The following is a 15681-nucleotide window of genomic DNA, read 5'->3' as shown; positions in this document are numbered from 1 at the left end:
CGCGAGGTCCGGGGTGATGGGTGGTCGGCCTTCCGGCACGGGACAGCTCGTCGTGCGGGCCGTTTCGCCGGCGACTGCCCGGGAACTCCGGAGCGGAAGACCAGTCGACGGAGGAGTGCCCATGTCCTCGCGCCGCGACAGCCCCGACGGCCGGGCCCGGCTGACCGATGCGCTGCGGAACAAGGGTGTGGCCTTCACCCGGCGGGAACGTGAGCGGTACGGCCTGATAGGAGCGCTCCCACCCGGTGTGCTCTCCCTCGACCAGCAGGCCCGCCGGGCCTGGGAGCAGGTACAGGCGCAGTCGGACGACCTGGCGAAGAACGTCTGCCTGGAGCAGTTGCACGACCGCAACGAGGTGCTCTACCACCGCTTGCTGACCGACCACCTGACGGAACTGCTGCCCATCGTCTACGACCCCACGGTGGGGCAGGCGATCAAGCGGTACAGCCACGAGTACCGGCGTCCGCGTGGTGTGTACCTGTCCATCGATCACCCGCAGGACGTACGGCCCGCGTTCGAGGCGCTCGGCCTCGGCCCGGACGATGTCGACCTGGTGGTGGCCACCGACGGCGAGCAGATCCTCGGCATCGGCGACTGGGGCGTGGGCGGCATGCAGATCTCGGTCGGCAAGCTGGCCGTCTACACGGCCGCCGCCGGCATCCACCCGGGCCGCGCGGTGCCCGTCCTGCTCGACGTCGGCACCGACAACCAGGCCCTGCTCAACGACCCACTGTACGTGGGCAACCGGCACAGCCGGACACGCGGCAAGGACTACGACACGTTCGTCGCCGCGTACGTGGACACCGTCCGGGACCTGTTCCCGCACGCACTGCTGCACTGGGAGGACTTCGGCCCCGGCAACGGCCGCAGGCTGCTGGAGACGTACGGCGAGCAGGTCTGCACGTTCAACGACGACATGCAGGGCACCGGTGCCATCACCCTGGCCTGCGTGCTGAACGCGGCGCGCCTGTCCGGCACGCCGATGCGCGAGCAGCGGGTGGTCGTCTTCGGCGCGGGCACCGCCGGCGTGGGCATCGCCGACCAGCTGCGCGACGCCATGGTCCGCGACGGCCTGGACCGCGAGGAGGCGGTGGCACGCATCTGGTGTGTGGACCGGCAGGGCCTGCTGTTGCGCTCCACCGACGGGCTGCGCGACTACCAGCGGCTCTACGCGCGCCCCGACGAGGAGTGGTCGGGCGGCGGCGAGCAGCCGATCGGACTGCGGGAGGTCGTGGACCGGGTCCAGCCGACCGTGCTGGTCGGCACCTCGACCGTGCACGGGGCCTTCGGCGAGGACGTCGTGCGGTCCATGGCCGCGCACGTGGAGCGCCCCGTGGTGCTGCCGCTGTCCAATCCCACCGACAGGATCGAGGCACTGCCGGAGGACGTGCTGAAGTGGACCGGCGGCAAGGCCCTCGTCGCGGCCGGTGTCCCGTTCCGCCCCGTGGAGCTGGACGGCACCTCGTACGTCATCGGCCAGGCCAACAACGCCCTGGTCTATCCGGGGATCGGCCTGGGGGCCGTCGTGGCGCGCGCTTCCCGGATCACGGACGGCATGCTCCAGGCGGCGGCCGAGGCGGTGGCGGGCCTGGCCGAACTGTCGGCTCCGGGTGCCCCGCTGCTGCCCCAGGTGGAGAACCTGCGGGCCTCGTCGGCCACGGTGGCCGTGTCCGTCGCCCGCCGCGCCGCCGAGGAGGGGGTGGCGCGCGCCGCGCTGGACGACGTCATCCAGCAGGTGCAGGACGCCATGTGGCAGCCGGAGTACGCATGACGCGGCACAGGCACCTTTCCCGCGGCCGGGCGCTCGGGGACGCCGACGCCGCCCACGGCTGTCCCGCCGTCCCCCGGGGCCGGGCCCGAGCGCGAGGCAGGTGCACCGGCCTCCCGGCGGGTCCCGCGACAGGCCCGCACGCGACAGCCGACCGTACCGGCGGGAAGAAGACGTGCTGAGCCGCAGGTCGGCGGCGGTGACGGCGAACCGGTGGCGGCTCGGCGAGGTGCTGGGGCGCGCCAGGGACACCGACTGGTCGCGGGCGCTGCCGGGTGCCGGGCTGGGGTACGCCGTCGGGGCCGGTGCGGTGCTCGCCGCCGCCACGGCTCTGTGGGGGCCGCGGCCAGGCATGATTGTCGCCGCGGGCGCGGTCAACGCGGGCACGGTGGGCACCACGCCGGGGCTCGCCCGGCCGCGCGCCGCCATGGGGGTGTCGCTCGCCGCGCTGGCCGCGGCGGCCTTCCTGGGCATGGTCACGGCGCGCCGGCCTGCCCTCTCCGTCGTCACACTGGTCCTGCTGGGGGCCGTCGCGGGGCTGCTCGCCCGCACCGGGCAGGCGGCCTCCACGACAGGAACGCAGGCCATGGTGGGCTTCGTCACGCTGGGCCGCTCGCCCCAGCCGCCGGACACCGCCGGCGTGCTGGCCGCCGGGATCGTGGTCGGAGGCCTCGCCCAGATCCTGCCGCAGCTGGTGCTGCGCGGCGCCACACGGGGCAGCGCGGTGCGGCACCGGGCGTCCGCCGTGCGTCCTGGCCCCGCGCCGGACGTCGGGCGTCCGCCGGTGGGGGAGGCGGTGCGGTCGACGGGCCGCGCGCTGGTGTCCACGGATCCGCAGGCCCGCTGGCACGCCGTCCGGCTCGCCCTGGGGCTGGCGCTCGCTCAGGCGGCTGCGGTGTGGCTGCTGCCGGCGCAGCGCGGGTACTGGATCACGCTGACCGTGCTGAACGTGCTCAAACCGGCCTGGGTCACGACCGCGAGCCGGGGCGTGGACCGCTGGGTGGGCACGCTGATCGGGGTGCTCGTGGTGGGAGGCGTGGCCGACGCCGTCGGCCTGCGGGGCGTCGCCCTGGTGGCAGCGGTGACGGCGCTGCTGTGGGGCGCCTTCGCGCTGCAACCGGTGAACTACGCGCTCTTCTGTGCCTGCATCGCCGGGTACGTCGTGCTCTTCCTCCAGGTCGTGGCCGCTCCCCCGGGCGATTCGGCCGTCTACCGCGCTGTCGACACGACGCTCGGCGGACTGCTGGCCCTGTTTCTGCACGCCTGGGTGCGTCGGCCGGGCAGTCGGCCGAGCAGTGACCGACCGGGCCCCGGGGCGACGAGGAACGGGTGATACGAGCGGTTTCTCCGCAGCCCGCGCAGCAGCAGCGACCCCCGGTACGGAAGCGGAGATGCCGCCCAGGCCCGATCACGGGGGCACAGCTACGAGGGGCCGGGCCGGCTGGCCGGCAAGGCCGCGGTGATCACGGGCGGTGACAGCGGCATCGGCAAGGCGGTGGCCATCGCCATCGCGCGGGAGGGCGCGGATGTGCTCGTCCCCTATCTGCCCGAGGAGGAAGAGGACGCCCGCGACACCGCGCGCTGGGTGGAGCAGGCCGGACGCGAGATCGTTCTCGTGCCGGGCGACTTGGCCGACCGGGCGCACTGCGGCGAGGCGATCGACCGGGCGGAGGAGGCGTTCGGCCGCATCGATGTCCTGGTCGGCAACGCGGCGTTCCGGCCAAGCTGCACGCCGACAAGGGTTACGACTTCGACCACCTGCGCAGATGGCTACGGCGCCGGCAGCTCGTGCCGCGCATCGCCCGGCGAGGCATCGAGCCATCCGGCCGCCTGGGCCGGCACCGCTGGGTGGTTGAGCGCACGATGTCCTGGCTGAACGGGTGCCGTCGCCTGCACCGACGCTACGAGCGCAAGGCCGAACACTTCCTGGCCCTCGTCGGCATCGCCAGCATGCTCATCTGCTACCGCCGATGCAGTACAGGCGCCTGGAGGTGGTTGGCTAGGCTCCGGATCATGTGGAGACAGGCAGCGACAGCGATCTTTCCCGGCGTGGGCTTCCGGGAACCGGTCCAGGCATCCGAGCTTGTCGTGGCGGAGACGCGACTCAGGCGAACGCTGCCGGCAGAGCTTCGGCAATTGCTCCTCGAAAGCAACGGGGTAATCGGGCACACTCACGTGGACACCGTCTGGCCCATCGATCAGATCGTCGAGAGGAACCTGCTCTTCTGGTCCGACCAGACGTTCGCGCAGCTCTACATGACGTTCGACGCCTTCCTCTTCTTCGGAGACAACGGAGGCGGCGACCAGTTCGCCTTCGTGCAGAAGCCCGAGCGTCCCGACATCTTCGTCTGGGAGCACGAGAGCGACAGTCGTCGATGGGTCGCCAACAACCTGCAGGACTACCTCGGCCGTTCACTCCAAGCCGGTGGCGACGACTGGTACCAGCCGTAACGCAGCCGGGCCCCCGATCATGAGCCGACACCAACCAGACATCGTCTAACACCAACAGGGGAGCCATGAAAAGTGGTGCCGGCCGTGCTGGTCCAGGACCAGTGCCCGTTCCCAACGTGCCTTGACAGCCCACAGACCTCTGTCAGGCACCGGCGCCGAGGGCTACTGCCTCACATGCCTGTCGCGTTCTCGGCACCGGAGACAACGCCCGCTCACGACAGGGCACAACGGGTGATCCGTGCGGCGTGGAACGCTGTACGGACCACCGCAAGCCGTTCACTGGAAGGTGTGATCAGGCTTACTACGGTGCTCGCAGGTCTCGGTGGAGCCCTTGGCGGAGGGTTCCTCGGAGCGACTGCCCACTACGCGGTCAGGACCGTGGGGCAACACCGCAGAGACGAGAAATCGGGGCTACTGGCTCAGCGACAAGCCGTCCGCCAGCAGTTCGACCATGCGTGCGCGGCCAGGGACTGGGTGGCCGGGCTGCCGCGGTCGAGCAGCACGCCGTGCTCGCCCGAGCGCCGGAGGCAGATCCAGGACGAGGCCGTCAGGCGCGGGGACGAGTGCCACACGGTCTGGGACATCGCCCGGACGGACATCGACAGTGACGAGGTGGGCGAGGCCATGGCCGGCCTCGACCAGGAACTCGCCGCCGTCCTGGGCCAGGTGGCGAAGGGGGACTTCGCCCCGGACCTGACCGCGCTCCAACGGCGTCTCGACGAGCTGACAGCCGCCGCGAAGCACCGGCTGACCACCCGTCTCGGCCCACGGTCCTGCGGCGTGCCCGAAGGCCAGGCTCCGCCCTGACTCCACGCTCCGCTCCCCGCCCTGTCCGGCCACCAAGGGGTTTCAGGGACACAGGGCGCGTCAGGGAGCGGCGGGTCATGGTGGTGACAGGGCTGTTCCGCCCCTCTCCGGGACCATCGGCCTCCGCCTGCCCGTGACCGTGCGGGAACACGCTGATGACCAGGGGGAACACCGACCGCGGTACGACGGTCGAGGTGGTGATCGGCATGGCCGTACTGGGCCTGAACGGAGCGCAGCCGACCGCGTTGCGTGCCGATCCCGGAGGGGATCCGTTTCTCCGCACACAGTTCGCCCTACCGGCGCGGTCCGTGACGTCCCTGCGGCGGGACCGGCTGGTCATCCATCTGGCCCAGGCCCTTCCGCCCCCCTTGGCGGTGGTCCACGGTGCCGCGGGAGCGGGCAAGACGCTGCTGGCCGCCGACTGGGCCTCGGCCCGGGACGGTCCCGTCGCCTGGCTGACTGCCCGGGTGGCCGACAGGGGCGGCGGCGTCTTCTGGGCGAACCTCCTCGAAGGCCCTGCGCCGCGCCGGTGTGGGACTGTCCGCAGACGCCGGCCTCCCCGCCGAAGCCGGCCGTACGGACGACGGGCTGCTCATGCGGCTCGCCGCCGAACTGAGTACCCGGAACGCTCCGGTGCTCCTGATCATCGACGAATACGACCGGGTGACCGACCCGGAGGTCGCGGACCAGCTGGACTTCGTCCTCCAGCACGCGGGTTACGGTATGCGTCTGGTCCTGGTCACACGAACCGAGCCGCTCCTCTCGCTGCACCGCTACCGCGCGGGCGGCACCATCACGGGGATCAGGAACGCCGAGCTGGCCTTCACTCCCGACGAGGCAGCCGCTCTCCTGACACTGCACGGCCTGCGCCTCCCGGCGGACGACGTGGCCCCACTCGTTGAGCGCACTCGGGGCTGGGCCGCCGGACTGCGGCTGTGCGCGCTGGCTGCGCAGGGAGAGCCGGATCCGGGGACGTACCTGAAGGAGTTCGAGGCCGACCGGACCACGATCGCCGAGTTCCTGCCGGCCGAGGTGCTCAGGCGGCAGACAGCCGAAACGCAGGATCTGCTGCTGCGGGTCAGCGCCCTCGAACGCTTCTGCTCCGCTCTTGCCGACGCTCTCACCGCACGCAGCGACGCCGAAGGCGTCCTGGCCGCTCTGCACCGCCAGAACGCCTTCGTGGAGTACCTCGGGCACGCCTGGTTCCGTCATGGAACGGTGCGGACGGCGTGTGATCGGCGCGAACGCCATGGCCTCCGAGCAGGATGCCACGGCGCTTCTGCTCGCAGCCGGCTATCGGCGTGTCTTCAGCCTGGTCGAGCTGGAGCCGGCCGATCTGCAGCAGTTGCCTGAGCCGGCCAGCGAACTGCCTGCGGGGATACGGACGGGGCCGATCGGGACCAACCACTACCGTGCAGCGTGGAGGTCGTCGATTCGCATGCGGACACCGGTTTCCCTCAGAAGTGGCTCTTCCAGGACTTCGTCGACACCGCCGACTCGGCCGACAAGATCCGCCGGGGCCTGAGCATCGACGCTGCCGAGCGCGACGCACGGGCCGGCCTGCTCGGCCAGTGCTCCAACAGGCCCGCCACCGTCGCCCTCGCCCGCTGGCTGAGCCGGCCCGGCCGGCGCCGTTCAGCTCGGTGCCTGGCGCATGTCCAGGTAGCAGCGCAGCCGTACGCCGGGCTGCCCGGCGTCGCGTGTCGTGCGTTCCACCGCGGTGATCGCCCACATCGACGCGAGTGCTGCCTGGAAGGCGAAGGCGGTCTGGTCGTCAGCGGCTGCCACGTCCACGACGACCAGACCGGGCTCCGACACGTGCACTTCGTTGATCGCATCCACGTCTTCCACGACGGGCTCGTACGGTCACGGGTTCTTGCTTGCGCAGGGGTTCACCCGCTCGGCGCAAGCAGCGTGTGCCTCAACTGGCGGCGCGGCGGCTGCGGGGCGCTGCAGAAGCTGACCGGTGATGGAGCTACGGGAGACGCTGCCGGTCCGGACGCGCAGGCGGACCCGAGGGAGTAGAGGCCAGGGCTGTACACCGGGGCCGCCGAACCTCGGACCCGCGGACCGGATTGAACCGGGCCCGTGGATTGGCTCGGGGTCGAATCCGGCCTGGCGGACCGCGGTCGGGCCGCCGCCGAACGCCGGTTGCGCCCGTCGGGTCTGCCGTCATCCCGTCGGGTCGATGCCAGGATGTCAGTCGGTCGACGTACGGCGGACTTACGGGGGTGGCGGTGGCGGGGACTTCGGTCGATGCGGTGGACGCGGTGGACTGGAGCCGGTTCCGGACGGGCGTGCCGGAGCACCATCCGGTCCAGGAGGTCCCGCGGGCGCTGCGCCGCCTGGTCAGGCGAGGTCCGGCGGCGACGGAGGAGGACTGCCACCCGCTGTACTCCTGCCTGTTCGTCCCGGGAGGCGGGCTGCCGTCGGCCGCGGCCGCGGCCCTGCCGTTTCTCACGGCGCTCGCATCCGACCCCGCCAACGGCGCACGAGTCACTCTCGTCGAACTGCTCGGCGCCCTCAACGGTGCGGCGCGCGAGGCCGGTGAACGGGGCACGCACGGAGCGTGGCGGGAGGAGTGGCGGCGTCAGGGCGAGAGGATCACGGCGCTCATCGCGGACCCCGCGCCGAGCGTCCGGCGGGCCGCCCTCCTCATCGCGGACGACGACGCGCTGCTGGAACGGTGGCACGCCGAGACGGACCCGGCCGTACGCCTGCCCCTCCTGCTGGCGCTGGGCACCCGCGCCGCGACGACCGCCGACGCGTCCGAGACCAGGTCTCCCGGCGGTCGGCACCGGTTCGCCGGCGCGGTGGAGACGGTGCTGAGCCGGGTGCTGCGCGACGACGAGCCGGTGATGAAGGTGGCGGCCGTGATCGCCCGGGCGTCCCTCGACCGCGACGCCCCACTCCGGCATGCCGACCTGCTGCTGGACGTCCTCGCCGATCCGGCCGTACGGCCCCGGTTCGAGCGGATCTGGTGGCTACCGGACGTCGAGATCCCCTTCACCCGGGACGACGTCGCCGCATGGGTGTCCGGTCTCCTCGACCACGTCCCCCAGGATGCCCTGTCGTTCGTGTCCCGGCTGGCTGAGGCGGCGGAACACACCGCGGACGACGGGCTGCGCCGGGTCGTCCTGGACGAGGCGTAGCGGCACCTGGTGCTGCGGCGTTCCGCGGCACCGACGGTGCTGCCCCTCGCGGCACGGCTGCTGGAGTGTGCCGACGACTGCGTGCGGCTCAAGGCCGCGCACCTCCTCGCGATGCTCGCCCCCGACTCCGGTCCCTACGCCGACCGCCTGGCGGCACTGCTCGACGATCCCGGGACCGACGAAATCTCCTGGATCGAGGGGACCGTCGGCGACTTCGCCCGCTGGGCCCTGGTCCGGCTGGGCGACCCCCGTTGCCTCCCCGGTCTGGTCGAGTCGCTCTGGGCGCCGTACCGGGAGCAGTTCGGGCGCAGCTGGGTGGCGGGCGATCCGCGCCGGCCGGAGATACACGAAGTCCTTGCGTCGCTGCGCGAGCACGCGGACGTCCTGCTGCCCGCGCTGCTGGAGGAGGTGCGGCAGGACCACGAGCGGCACGGCGACCATGGCGAGATCATGGGCACCTTGCTGGACGTTGCCGAGGAGTGGGGGCCGGACGCGCTGCCCGTGCTCCCGGTCATCCTGCCGCTCCTGAAGGACACCCGGTACTCGTTGCGGGTGGTCGACGTGCTGCTGGCGATGGGGCCCGGTGCGGCTTCGACGGCGCCCGCCGTGCGCGACGCGGTCGTTCTCGACCATCCGGGCAACCACGGCAGGATCGCCTGGGCCGCGTGGCGCATCGCGGGGGGTGACGACGGTACCGCACTGCGGCTCCTGGGCGAGGCGGTGCACGACGAGCAGGCGTCGCCGTACGGACCGGTCCTCCTCCTGTCCGACTTCGGTCCCGCCGCCGCGGCGCACGCCGGACGGGTGCGTGAGCTCATGGAGAACGCCGAGTACGGGAAGGCGACGGCGGCGGTCGCCCTGTGGAGGATCACCGGCGACCCGGGGCCCACCCTGTCGGTGCTGGAGCAGGTCGTCGTGCGCTTCACTGGGGACGACGACCGCTACGGCGCCCTGGCCGAGGCGCTCCGCGGGTTCCTGCGTATCGGCACGGTCACGCCGTCCGCACGGCGAGCACTGCGCCTCGTCGAGGCCCGCGACCTGCGGCTGTCCAACTACCGGGACTACCGGGCCGTCCTCGACGACCAGGAGCTGCGCGCCACCATCGCCGCGGTGCTCGCGCTCCCCTGACGTCCGGTGGCGTCAGCCCGGGGCCCGGCGTGTGCCCGGCGTGGTGGTCCGGGCCGCCGGCCCGCGCGGGGCGGGCGGGGTCCCGTCCGTTCGCCCCGGCTTCTGCCGGGACGGCGTGTGCGACATGGGTGAGGCCGGTCATGACGAGCGACCGTGTTATCTGCACTGGGCGTCGTCGATGTTCAATGATCGTTGTGTCGCGAGGGCCAGCGCGTAGGAAGGATGTGCATGCCAGGTGCGGGGAAGTGGCCGCGGTCGCGTGTATGGGTGACTACCGTTTCCTCTCCGGTGATCGACAGAGGAGCGGGAATGCGGACCGCGTCGTTGCGTAAGGGCGAGAACGTGTCGCTCTGAGTGTGGACCCGCTGCAGCCAGGTGCCGTCTTCACTCGAGCCCCGCAGCTGACGATCGCCCAGAGCGGTGGGCCGTCTGCGTTTTTCACCGCGCCGGATTTCACGGTGGGGGAGACCGTCGTGGTCCTGGTGGAGCTACCGGCGTGTGTGATGGCTGGAAGGTCCGCGCCGTGGGGCAGGGCTACGCCTCGGGGCTTGCGGGGCTGACAACCGACCACGGCGTCGATGTCGATCCCCAGCCCTCTGCCGCGCTGATTGCTGCACAGACTCGCACGACCACGGTCGCTGCGGTGGACCTGACGAAGGTGGAGCGACAGGCCCCGGGTCTGGTGGCTCCCGCGCGGCAGGCCGGCCAGGCTCTCGCAGACCAAGGAATTACGGGGCGGCGAGCTGCCGTCTGCCTGATCTTGGATCATGACGGGCACATGGAAGAGCTGTACGAGTCGTTTGCCGTGCAGGCTTTCGCCGAACGCGTCCTTGCCCTGTCGGCCAACCTCGACGACGACGGCACGGTGCCCGTGATTTTCTCCAGTGGGCGAGAGCCGTTCTTGGAGGAGATCCGGCTGGCCAACTACCGCGGCCGTATCGGGCAGCCGCATACCCAGGCCGACTGGGGTTGGGGCAACGTCGCCGACGCGATGCGCCGCGCGGTCAGCCACTATCAGGAGTCCGCGCTGCAGATCCCGCCTACATCGTGACCCAGGTGGGTGAGGAGCACTGGGACAAAGCAGAGGTCCGCTCCATGCTCCAGAACACCGCCTCACGGGGAGTCTTCTGACTGTTTGTCGGATTCGGCTACGGCAAACTCGCCTGCTACGAAAACCTCAACGCCTCCGCCTCTGCCGCGCGGCGGGCCGACCTGCGGCCTGTACCTCATCGCCCGGCTCACCTTCTGCTGGGGCAGCGGCTACGGCTGGCGTGGCGAGACCATCCGGGCCGAGCAGCCCCTGAACGCACCGGTCGCCTGAACGCCACGGGTGTCGGCTATCGGACGAACCCGTTCTCCAGGACGCGGCTCGGCCGCCGTGCGGTCGGCGGCAGTTGCCGGACGGTATGAGCCCCTCGCCGGTCCACGGTTCGCGCAATGGGCGACTGGGAGCGTGCGGCATGCGGGCCGGTCGTCCCAGCGGTGCTGAGCTCGTCAGGTGCCGAGCTGGGCGGCGGTGCGGGTGAGTCGTTCCTCGATGTCCTCCAGGGCGCGCAGGATGGTGGCCTGCTCGTCGTCAGTGCTGTCGCCGACGGTGGCGTCCTCGAGCTGGCGCCACAGCTGCTCGACTTCTTTGCGCAGCGCGTGGCTGGCGGTGGTGGCCTCGATGAGGGAGGCGCGTTTGTCGTCGGGGCACGGCGAGCGGCGCACGAAGCCGGCGTGCTCCAGGCGCCGGATGGTGCGGGTCATGGTGGCGGCGTCGGAGTCGAGCAGGCGGACGAGGTCGACCTGTCGCTGCGGGCCGAGTTCCCACAGCTGCATCATCACCAATTCCTGGCCGGGGTGCAGGCCCACGCGGCGCAGGAGCTGTCCGGCGATCATGCGGTGGATGCGGGCCACCCGGAAGATCGCGTGGCTGATCGGTCCTCCGCTGGCGGCTGAGGGCAGGGGGATGGCCCCGTCCACCGAGGCCGGGCTGCGGCCTTCGGCGCTGGCTGCGGACTCCGCCATGGTGTGACTCTCCTCTGCCCTCCGCGAATGTTGCTCGAACAGGATACCTCCTCCTTGCCTTGCGTGATCCGCGCTCCCTTGGCCACTCCTGAGCGGCTGACTTCCAGGCCACATAGGCAGCCTCCCGGTTTCTGTGGCGGGCGTCACATGTTTGCTGGAATGCCCTCACGCCATTTACTGTTCGAACAGGTAATCCGGTTGAGGTTGCGGCGGATCCCGTCCGACAGGGGACAACTCCGCCCCATCAACCAACCCGTTTCGAAGGGCTTGAGCACGTGACCACTGCGTTCGATCCGATCACCCTGGGCGGCAAGCGCCTGGCCAGCCGCATCGCCATGGCGCCGATGACCCGCAGCCGCGCCTACGGGCCCGGCGCGGAGCCGACCGAGCTGATGGCGACCTACTACGCGCAGCGCGCCGGCGCCGGGCTGATCGTCACCGAGGGCATCCAGCCCTCGCCGGTCGGCCAGGGCTACCCGGACACCCCGGGCCTGCACACGTCCGGGCAGGTCGCGGCCTGGCGGAACGTGACCGGCGCCGTGCACCGGGAGGGCGGCGTGATCTTCGCGCAGCTGATGCACACCGGCCGGATCGGCCACCCCAGCCTGCTCCCCGACGGCTTGGTGCCGGTGGCACCGTCGGCGGTGGCCGCCCAGGGCCAGGTCTTCACCCATGACGGGCCGAAGGACTACGTGAGGCCGAAGGAGCTGAGCGAGGCGGAGATCCGCCAGACGATCGCGGACTTCGTCAACGCGGCACACAACGCGATCGAGGCCGGGTTCGACGGCGTGGAGATCCACGGCGCCAACGGCTACCTGGTCCACCAGTTCCTCGCGCCGAACACCAACCTGCGCACCGACGCCTGGGGCGGCGATGTCGAGGGCCGGATCCGCTTCGCCGCCGAGGTGGTCACCGCGGTGGCCGAGGCGATCGGCGGTCACCGGGTGGGGCTGCGGATCTCGCCCGGCAACCGGTACAACGACATCGCCGAGACCGATCCGGCCACGACGTACGAGACGTACGAGGCGCTGCTGCAGCGGCTCGCCGGCCTGGACCTGGCCTACCTGCACCTGATGGAGGGCCCGGACCGCGACCTGACCGCCCGGCTGCGCAAGGCCTGGCCGGGCACGTTCGTCCTCAACCCGTTCACCTACCCGGAGGTCACCGGGCCCGAGGCGCTTGCCCTGGTCGAGGACGGAGCTGCGGACATGGTCGCCTACGGGGCGCTGTTCCTGGCCAACCCCGACCTGCCGGCCCGCCTGGCCGCCGGCGGTCCGTTCAACACCCCGGATCCGGCCACCTTCTACGGCGGCGACCACCGCGGCTACACCGACTACCCCCCTCTCGACGCCTGACCGGCGCCGTCACCGGCGTGGTCACCGGTGTGACTGCTGTCGTGACCGCACAGTGAGTTCAGAGTCAGCCCGTCCGATGTCTTCCGTACCCGTATCCACCTGGGAGTTCCCGATGTCCACTGCGATCACCTTCTCCGAGTACGGCGCGCCCGAGGTGCTGCGGCCGACCGAGGTCGCCCCGCCTCAGCCGGGCCCGGGCCAGGTCCGGATCAAGGTGCGGGCCGCCTCAGTGAACCCGCTCGACATGAAGATCCGCTCCGGCCTGATGGCCAAGATCGTCCCCGCGCGCTTCCCGGTGACCCCGGGCCTGGACGCGGCCGGTGTCGTCGACGCCGTCGGCGAGGGAGCCGATGCGGCCGTGGGCGATGAGGTCCTCGGCGCCACCGTCGGCGGCAGCTACGCCGAGTACGCCTTGCTGGAGCGGCCGGTGGCCAAGCCCGAAGGGTTGTCGTGGGAGGTCGCCGCCTCGCTGGTCACGGTCGGTCTGACCGCGCACCGGGTCCTCGGCCAGCTGGGGGTCGAGGCGGGCCAGACCCTGCTCGTCCACGGCGCGGCCGGCAGCGTGGGTTTTCTCGCGGTGCAGCTGGCCGTCGCCCGCGGCATCACCGTCATCGGCACGGTCGGCGAGAAGGACATCGAGCGTGTCACCGCGCTCGGCGCCACCGCGGTCCGCTACGGCGACGGCTGGGCGGAGCGGGTGAAGGTCGCCGCTCCGGGCGGAGTGGACTTCGTCTTCGACGCCTCCGGCGCCGGCGTCCTCGCCGACTCCGTCGCCCTGACCGGCGACGTGGACAAGGTGATCACCATCGCCGACATGTCCGCCCAGCAGCACGGCGTCCGCTTCAGCGCCGGCAGCGCCGACCAGAGCGGCCAGGTGCTGCCGGAGCTGGTGCAGCTGGCCGCCGCCGGAAAGCTCACCGTGCCGATCTGGCGCACCTACCCCCTCGCGCAGGCCGCTCAGGCCCACGCCGACCTGGAAGCCCACCGCAACCAGGGCAAGGCCGTCCTGCTGCCCTGACCCACTAGCGCCGCCTCGTGTCGCCGGAACGGGTGAGGCGGCTCCCGGGGCCGCAGCCGGCCCCGCACCCAGCCGGCTGCGGCCCCTCCCGCCCCTCCACCTGCTCCCCGTCCGCCCTGGTGTCAGCACGCAGGTGCCTGAGAGCCGTCACCCCCGGTTCTCGCGGGAACGAGCCGGTCTGTCCGTGGCAGGCCCGGCGCGTCTCGAAGGTGGTGGGTGCCGCGGCCAGACTCGGGGATCGGCTGCGGCACCCAGCCCGGGCGGGTGCCCGTCGACGGCATGTGTATACGGAGCTGAACGGGTGATGTGATCACGGCGTCCGGGCAGCGGTCGGGACCGGTTCGCCCTTTCTCGCCTCATGGACACCATGACCGTCGAGGATCAGGTCCTTGCCACCGTGCACCAGGTCGAAGACCACGTAGTGCGCCGTCCACTGGCGCGCTGCCTTCGAGGAGGCGGGTTGGGGAGTGCCGTTCGGCTCTCCTCACCGGCGCTGGACGGGCTGGACGCCGTTCACGTACCCGTTCAACCTGACCCGGCAGCCGGCGGCGACGGTCTCGTTGGGCACGGACGAGGCCGGGTTGTCCGTGGGCGTGCAGCTCATGGCCGCCCGCCGCCGCGACGATCTGCTGCTGCGGACGGCACATGCGTTTACGAGGCTGGGGTGGCCCAGAGCCTTGGCTCTGCATCATCCCCTGGGCCGTGCAGAACGACCCGCTGGAGCAGCGGTTTCCGGCGCCACTGGTGACAGGAGGCACGGGCGGCCTGGTGCCGCGGCGTCAGGCCGCCGGACGCCGATGCCCGGCCCTCAAGGCGAGGTGGACTCTCCGGTGATCTCGGCGGGGGGCATGGCGGCCAGTGCCTGCAGAGCGCGCAGAAAGCCGCGCCGGTCCTCCTCCGGGAGCCGCGCCAGCAGCCGCTCTTCCTGCTCCTGGATCGCCGACTGCACCGCGTCGCGCATCCGGCGCCCGTCCGCGGTGAGCGAGAGCAGACGAGCGCGCCGGTCGCTCGGATCGGGCTGTCGATGGATGAGCCCGCGCTCCTCCAGGTCGTCGAGGACGCCGATGATCCGTGTCTTGTCCGCACCGATGTCCCGGGCCAACGCGGCCTGGGTGCGTACGGGTTCGTCGTCGAGCCGCAGCAGCACCCCGTAAGCCCACATCGCCAGCCTGTGCTCGCGCAGTACCGGCAGTTCCGCGGCCACCAGCGCGCGACCCAGCGGAACGACCATGGCCGCGAGGTCAGGGCGTCTTTCCGATCCGGTGTTCCCAGCCATGAGGAGACCATACTCGTTGACACATCATAAACGACTGCTTATCGTAAGCGAATGCTTACTAAATTATCCTCTGTCAGGGCCTTGGACGCCCGCGCGGTACGCGACAGTGTCGCCGCGGTCCGCCACGCGACCGTGGACGACCTCACGCGCCCCACCCCTTGCGCGGCGTGGAACCTGGGCGAGCTGGTCGAGCACATGACGGCTCAGCACCGTGGTTTCGCGGCAGCCGCACGAGGGGAAGGCCGTGACCTCGCGCAGTGGAAGGCCGAGCATCCGGGGCCAGGGACCATCAGGCGATACACGACCGCTGCGGAAGCGGTCATCGAGGCCTTTGCCGAAGTGTGCTCCGGGGACCAGGACTTCACCCTGCCGGAATTCGGCACTGGATCCGTCTTCCCCGCGGTCCGGGCCATCGGCTTCCACTTCCTTGACTACGTGGTACACGCCTGGGATGCGGCCCGCGCTCTCGGCGTCCCCTTCACCCCGGCCCCCGGCCTCCTGGACGCGGCCCTCCCCATCGCGCTCGCCGTCCCGGACGGCGCTCACCGCGTACTACCGGGAGCCGCGTTCGCCACGCCCCTCCGCCAGTCCGTCGTCCGGGACCCCCTGTCCCGCATCCTGCTCCACCTCGGCCGATCCCCCTTCTGGACTCCTCCACCGGAGCACGCTTCCGCCGGCCGGTGAGCCGGGGGATGTCCCGGCGTGGCCGCTCGGCC

The 15681-nt window shown here is 71.5% G+C and carries 13 protein-coding genes and 5 pseudogenes; 15 read left to right on the top strand and 3 right to left on the bottom strand.

The features are described from left to right. The first annotated feature begins 121 nt into the window (after nucleotides 1-121). From ABT171_RS39510 to ABT171_RS39475, 8 genes and pseudogenes are all read left to right on the top strand, one after another. Nucleotides 122-1771: an NAD-dependent malic enzyme gene (locus ABT171_RS39510; protein WP_351251472.1), complete on the top strand. Its 1650-nt coding sequence runs from the start codon at nucleotides 122-124 to the stop codon at nucleotides 1769-1771. Between the two features lie 172 nt (nucleotides 1772-1943). Beyond that, entirely contained in the window at nucleotides 1944-3101 is a 1158-nt protein-coding gene (locus ABT171_RS39505; protein ID WP_351251470.1) for an FUSC family protein, read from the top strand. Nucleotides 3102-3227: 126 nt separating this feature from the next. After that, nucleotides 3228-3443 (top strand): annotated as a pseudogene (locus ABT171_RS42065) (SDR family NAD(P)-dependent oxidoreductase); the annotation flags it as partial. A 14-nt stretch (nucleotides 3444-3457) separates the two neighbouring features. Next, nucleotides 3458-3736 (top strand): annotated as a pseudogene (locus tag ABT171_RS39495) (transposase); the annotation flags it as partial. After that, nucleotides 3719-4219, top strand: coding sequence for an SMI1/KNR4 family protein (locus ABT171_RS39490; RefSeq protein ID WP_351251501.1), 501 nt, complete (start codon nucleotides 3719-3721; stop codon nucleotides 4217-4219). The pseudogene ABT171_RS39495 and the gene ABT171_RS39490, both read left to right, overlap by 18 nt. 474 nt (nucleotides 4220-4693) lie before the next feature. Continuing rightward, a complete protein-coding gene (locus ABT171_RS39485) occupies nucleotides 4694-5026 on the top strand; it encodes a hypothetical protein (protein ID WP_351251468.1) in 333 nt (110 codons plus the stop codon). A 206-nt stretch (nucleotides 5027-5232) separates the two neighbouring features. After that, nucleotides 5233-6235 (top strand): annotated as a pseudogene (locus ABT171_RS39480) (winged helix-turn-helix domain-containing protein); the annotation flags it as partial. Continuing rightward, nucleotides 6233-6529, top strand: a pseudogene (locus tag ABT171_RS39475) (GNAT family N-acetyltransferase); the annotation flags it as partial. The pseudogenes ABT171_RS39480 and ABT171_RS39475, both read left to right, overlap by 3 nt. A 132-nt stretch (nucleotides 6530-6661) precedes the next feature. Here the strand turns inward: ABT171_RS39475 and ABT171_RS39470 are convergent. Continuing rightward, nucleotides 6662-6877 (bottom strand): DUF6207 family protein, encoded by a 216-nt coding sequence (locus tag ABT171_RS39470; RefSeq protein WP_351251499.1) that lies wholly within the window; start codon nucleotides 6875-6877, stop codon nucleotides 6662-6664. 386 nt (nucleotides 6878-7263) lie between these two features. On the opposite strand from ABT171_RS39470, the gene ABT171_RS39465 reads away from it, so the two are divergent. The 3 genes from ABT171_RS39465 to ABT171_RS39455 all read left to right on the top strand — a co-directional run bounded on the left by ABT171_RS39465 (nucleotide 7264) and on the right by ABT171_RS39455 (nucleotide 10357). Then, complete coding sequence (locus ABT171_RS39465; protein ID WP_351251466.1) at nucleotides 7264-8178, top strand: hypothetical protein; 915 nt, start codon at nucleotides 7264-7266, stop codon at nucleotides 8176-8178. A 9-nt stretch (nucleotides 8179-8187) separates the two neighbouring features. Beyond that, a complete protein-coding gene (locus tag ABT171_RS39460) occupies nucleotides 8188-9306 on the top strand; it encodes a hypothetical protein (RefSeq protein ID WP_351251464.1) in 1119 nt (372 codons plus the stop codon). A gap of 523 nt (nucleotides 9307-9829) precedes the next feature. Then, nucleotides 9830-10357, top strand: a complete 528-nt coding sequence (locus tag ABT171_RS39455) for a VWA domain-containing protein (protein WP_351251462.1) — start codon at nucleotides 9830-9832, stop codon at nucleotides 10355-10357. A 443-nt stretch (nucleotides 10358-10800) separates the two neighbouring features. On the opposite strand, the gene ABT171_RS39450 is transcribed toward ABT171_RS39455, so the two are convergent. Next, nucleotides 10801-11316, bottom strand: a complete 516-nt coding sequence (locus tag ABT171_RS39450; protein ID WP_351251460.1) for a MarR family winged helix-turn-helix transcriptional regulator — start codon at nucleotides 11314-11316, stop codon at nucleotides 10801-10803. 275 nt (nucleotides 11317-11591) lie between these two features. On the opposite strand from ABT171_RS39450, the gene ABT171_RS39445 reads away from it, so the two are divergent. From ABT171_RS39445 to ABT171_RS39435, 3 genes and pseudogenes are all read left to right on the top strand, one after another. Beyond that, complete coding sequence (locus tag ABT171_RS39445) at nucleotides 11592-12671, top strand: alkene reductase (protein WP_351251458.1); 1080 nt, start codon at nucleotides 11592-11594, stop codon at nucleotides 12669-12671. Between the two features lie 112 nt (nucleotides 12672-12783). After that, on the top strand, nucleotides 12784-13689 hold the full coding sequence (locus tag ABT171_RS39440) for an NADP-dependent oxidoreductase (RefSeq protein ID WP_351251456.1): 906 nt from the start codon (nucleotides 12784-12786) through the stop codon (nucleotides 13687-13689). A 452-nt stretch (nucleotides 13690-14141) separates the two neighbouring features. Beyond that, a pseudogene (locus ABT171_RS39435) lies at nucleotides 14142-14437 on the top strand (amidase family protein); the annotation flags it as partial. Between the two features lie 60 nt (nucleotides 14438-14497). Here the strand turns inward: ABT171_RS39435 and ABT171_RS39430 are convergent. Then, nucleotides 14498-14965, bottom strand: coding sequence for a MarR family winged helix-turn-helix transcriptional regulator (locus ABT171_RS39430; RefSeq protein WP_351251454.1), 468 nt, complete (start codon nucleotides 14963-14965; stop codon nucleotides 14498-14500). A gap of 81 nt (nucleotides 14966-15046) precedes the next feature. On the opposite strand from ABT171_RS39430, the gene ABT171_RS39425 reads away from it, so the two are divergent. Next, nucleotides 15047-15649 carry a TIGR03086 family metal-binding protein gene (locus ABT171_RS39425; RefSeq protein WP_351251452.1) on the top strand — a complete coding sequence of 201 codons (603 nt, stop codon included), beginning with the start codon at nucleotides 15047-15049 and terminating at the stop codon, nucleotides 15647-15649. The last annotated feature ends 32 nt before the right edge of the window (nucleotides 15650-15681 follow it).

The sequence above is a fragment of the Streptomyces sp. NPDC001851 genome (assembly GCF_040297165.1).
GTDB lineage: Bacteria > Actinomycetota > Actinomycetes > Streptomycetales > Streptomycetaceae > Streptomyces.
The sequence above is the reverse complement of the archived record's forward strand: the minus strand, read 5'-3'. Positions and strand labels throughout refer to the sequence as shown.

Coding starts and splice junctions, on each gene's coding strand:
- ABT171_RS39510 (WP_351251472.1), top strand. CDS start 122: ATGTCCTCGCGCCGCGACAGCCCCGACGGCCGGGCCCGGCTGACCGAT.
- ABT171_RS39490 (WP_351251501.1), top strand. CDS start 3,719: ATGCTCATCTGCTACCGCCGATGCAGTACAGGCGCCTGGAGGTGGTTG.
- ABT171_RS39450 (WP_351251460.1), bottom strand. CDS start 11,316: ATGGCGGAGTCCGCAGCCAGCGCCGAAGGCCGCAGCCCGGCCTCGGTG.
- ABT171_RS39440 (WP_351251456.1), top strand. CDS start 12,784: ATGTCCACTGCGATCACCTTCTCCGAGTACGGCGCGCCCGAGGTGCTG.
- ABT171_RS39430 (WP_351251454.1), bottom strand. CDS start 14,965: ATGGCTGGGAACACCGGATCGGAAAGACGCCCTGACCTCGCGGCCATG.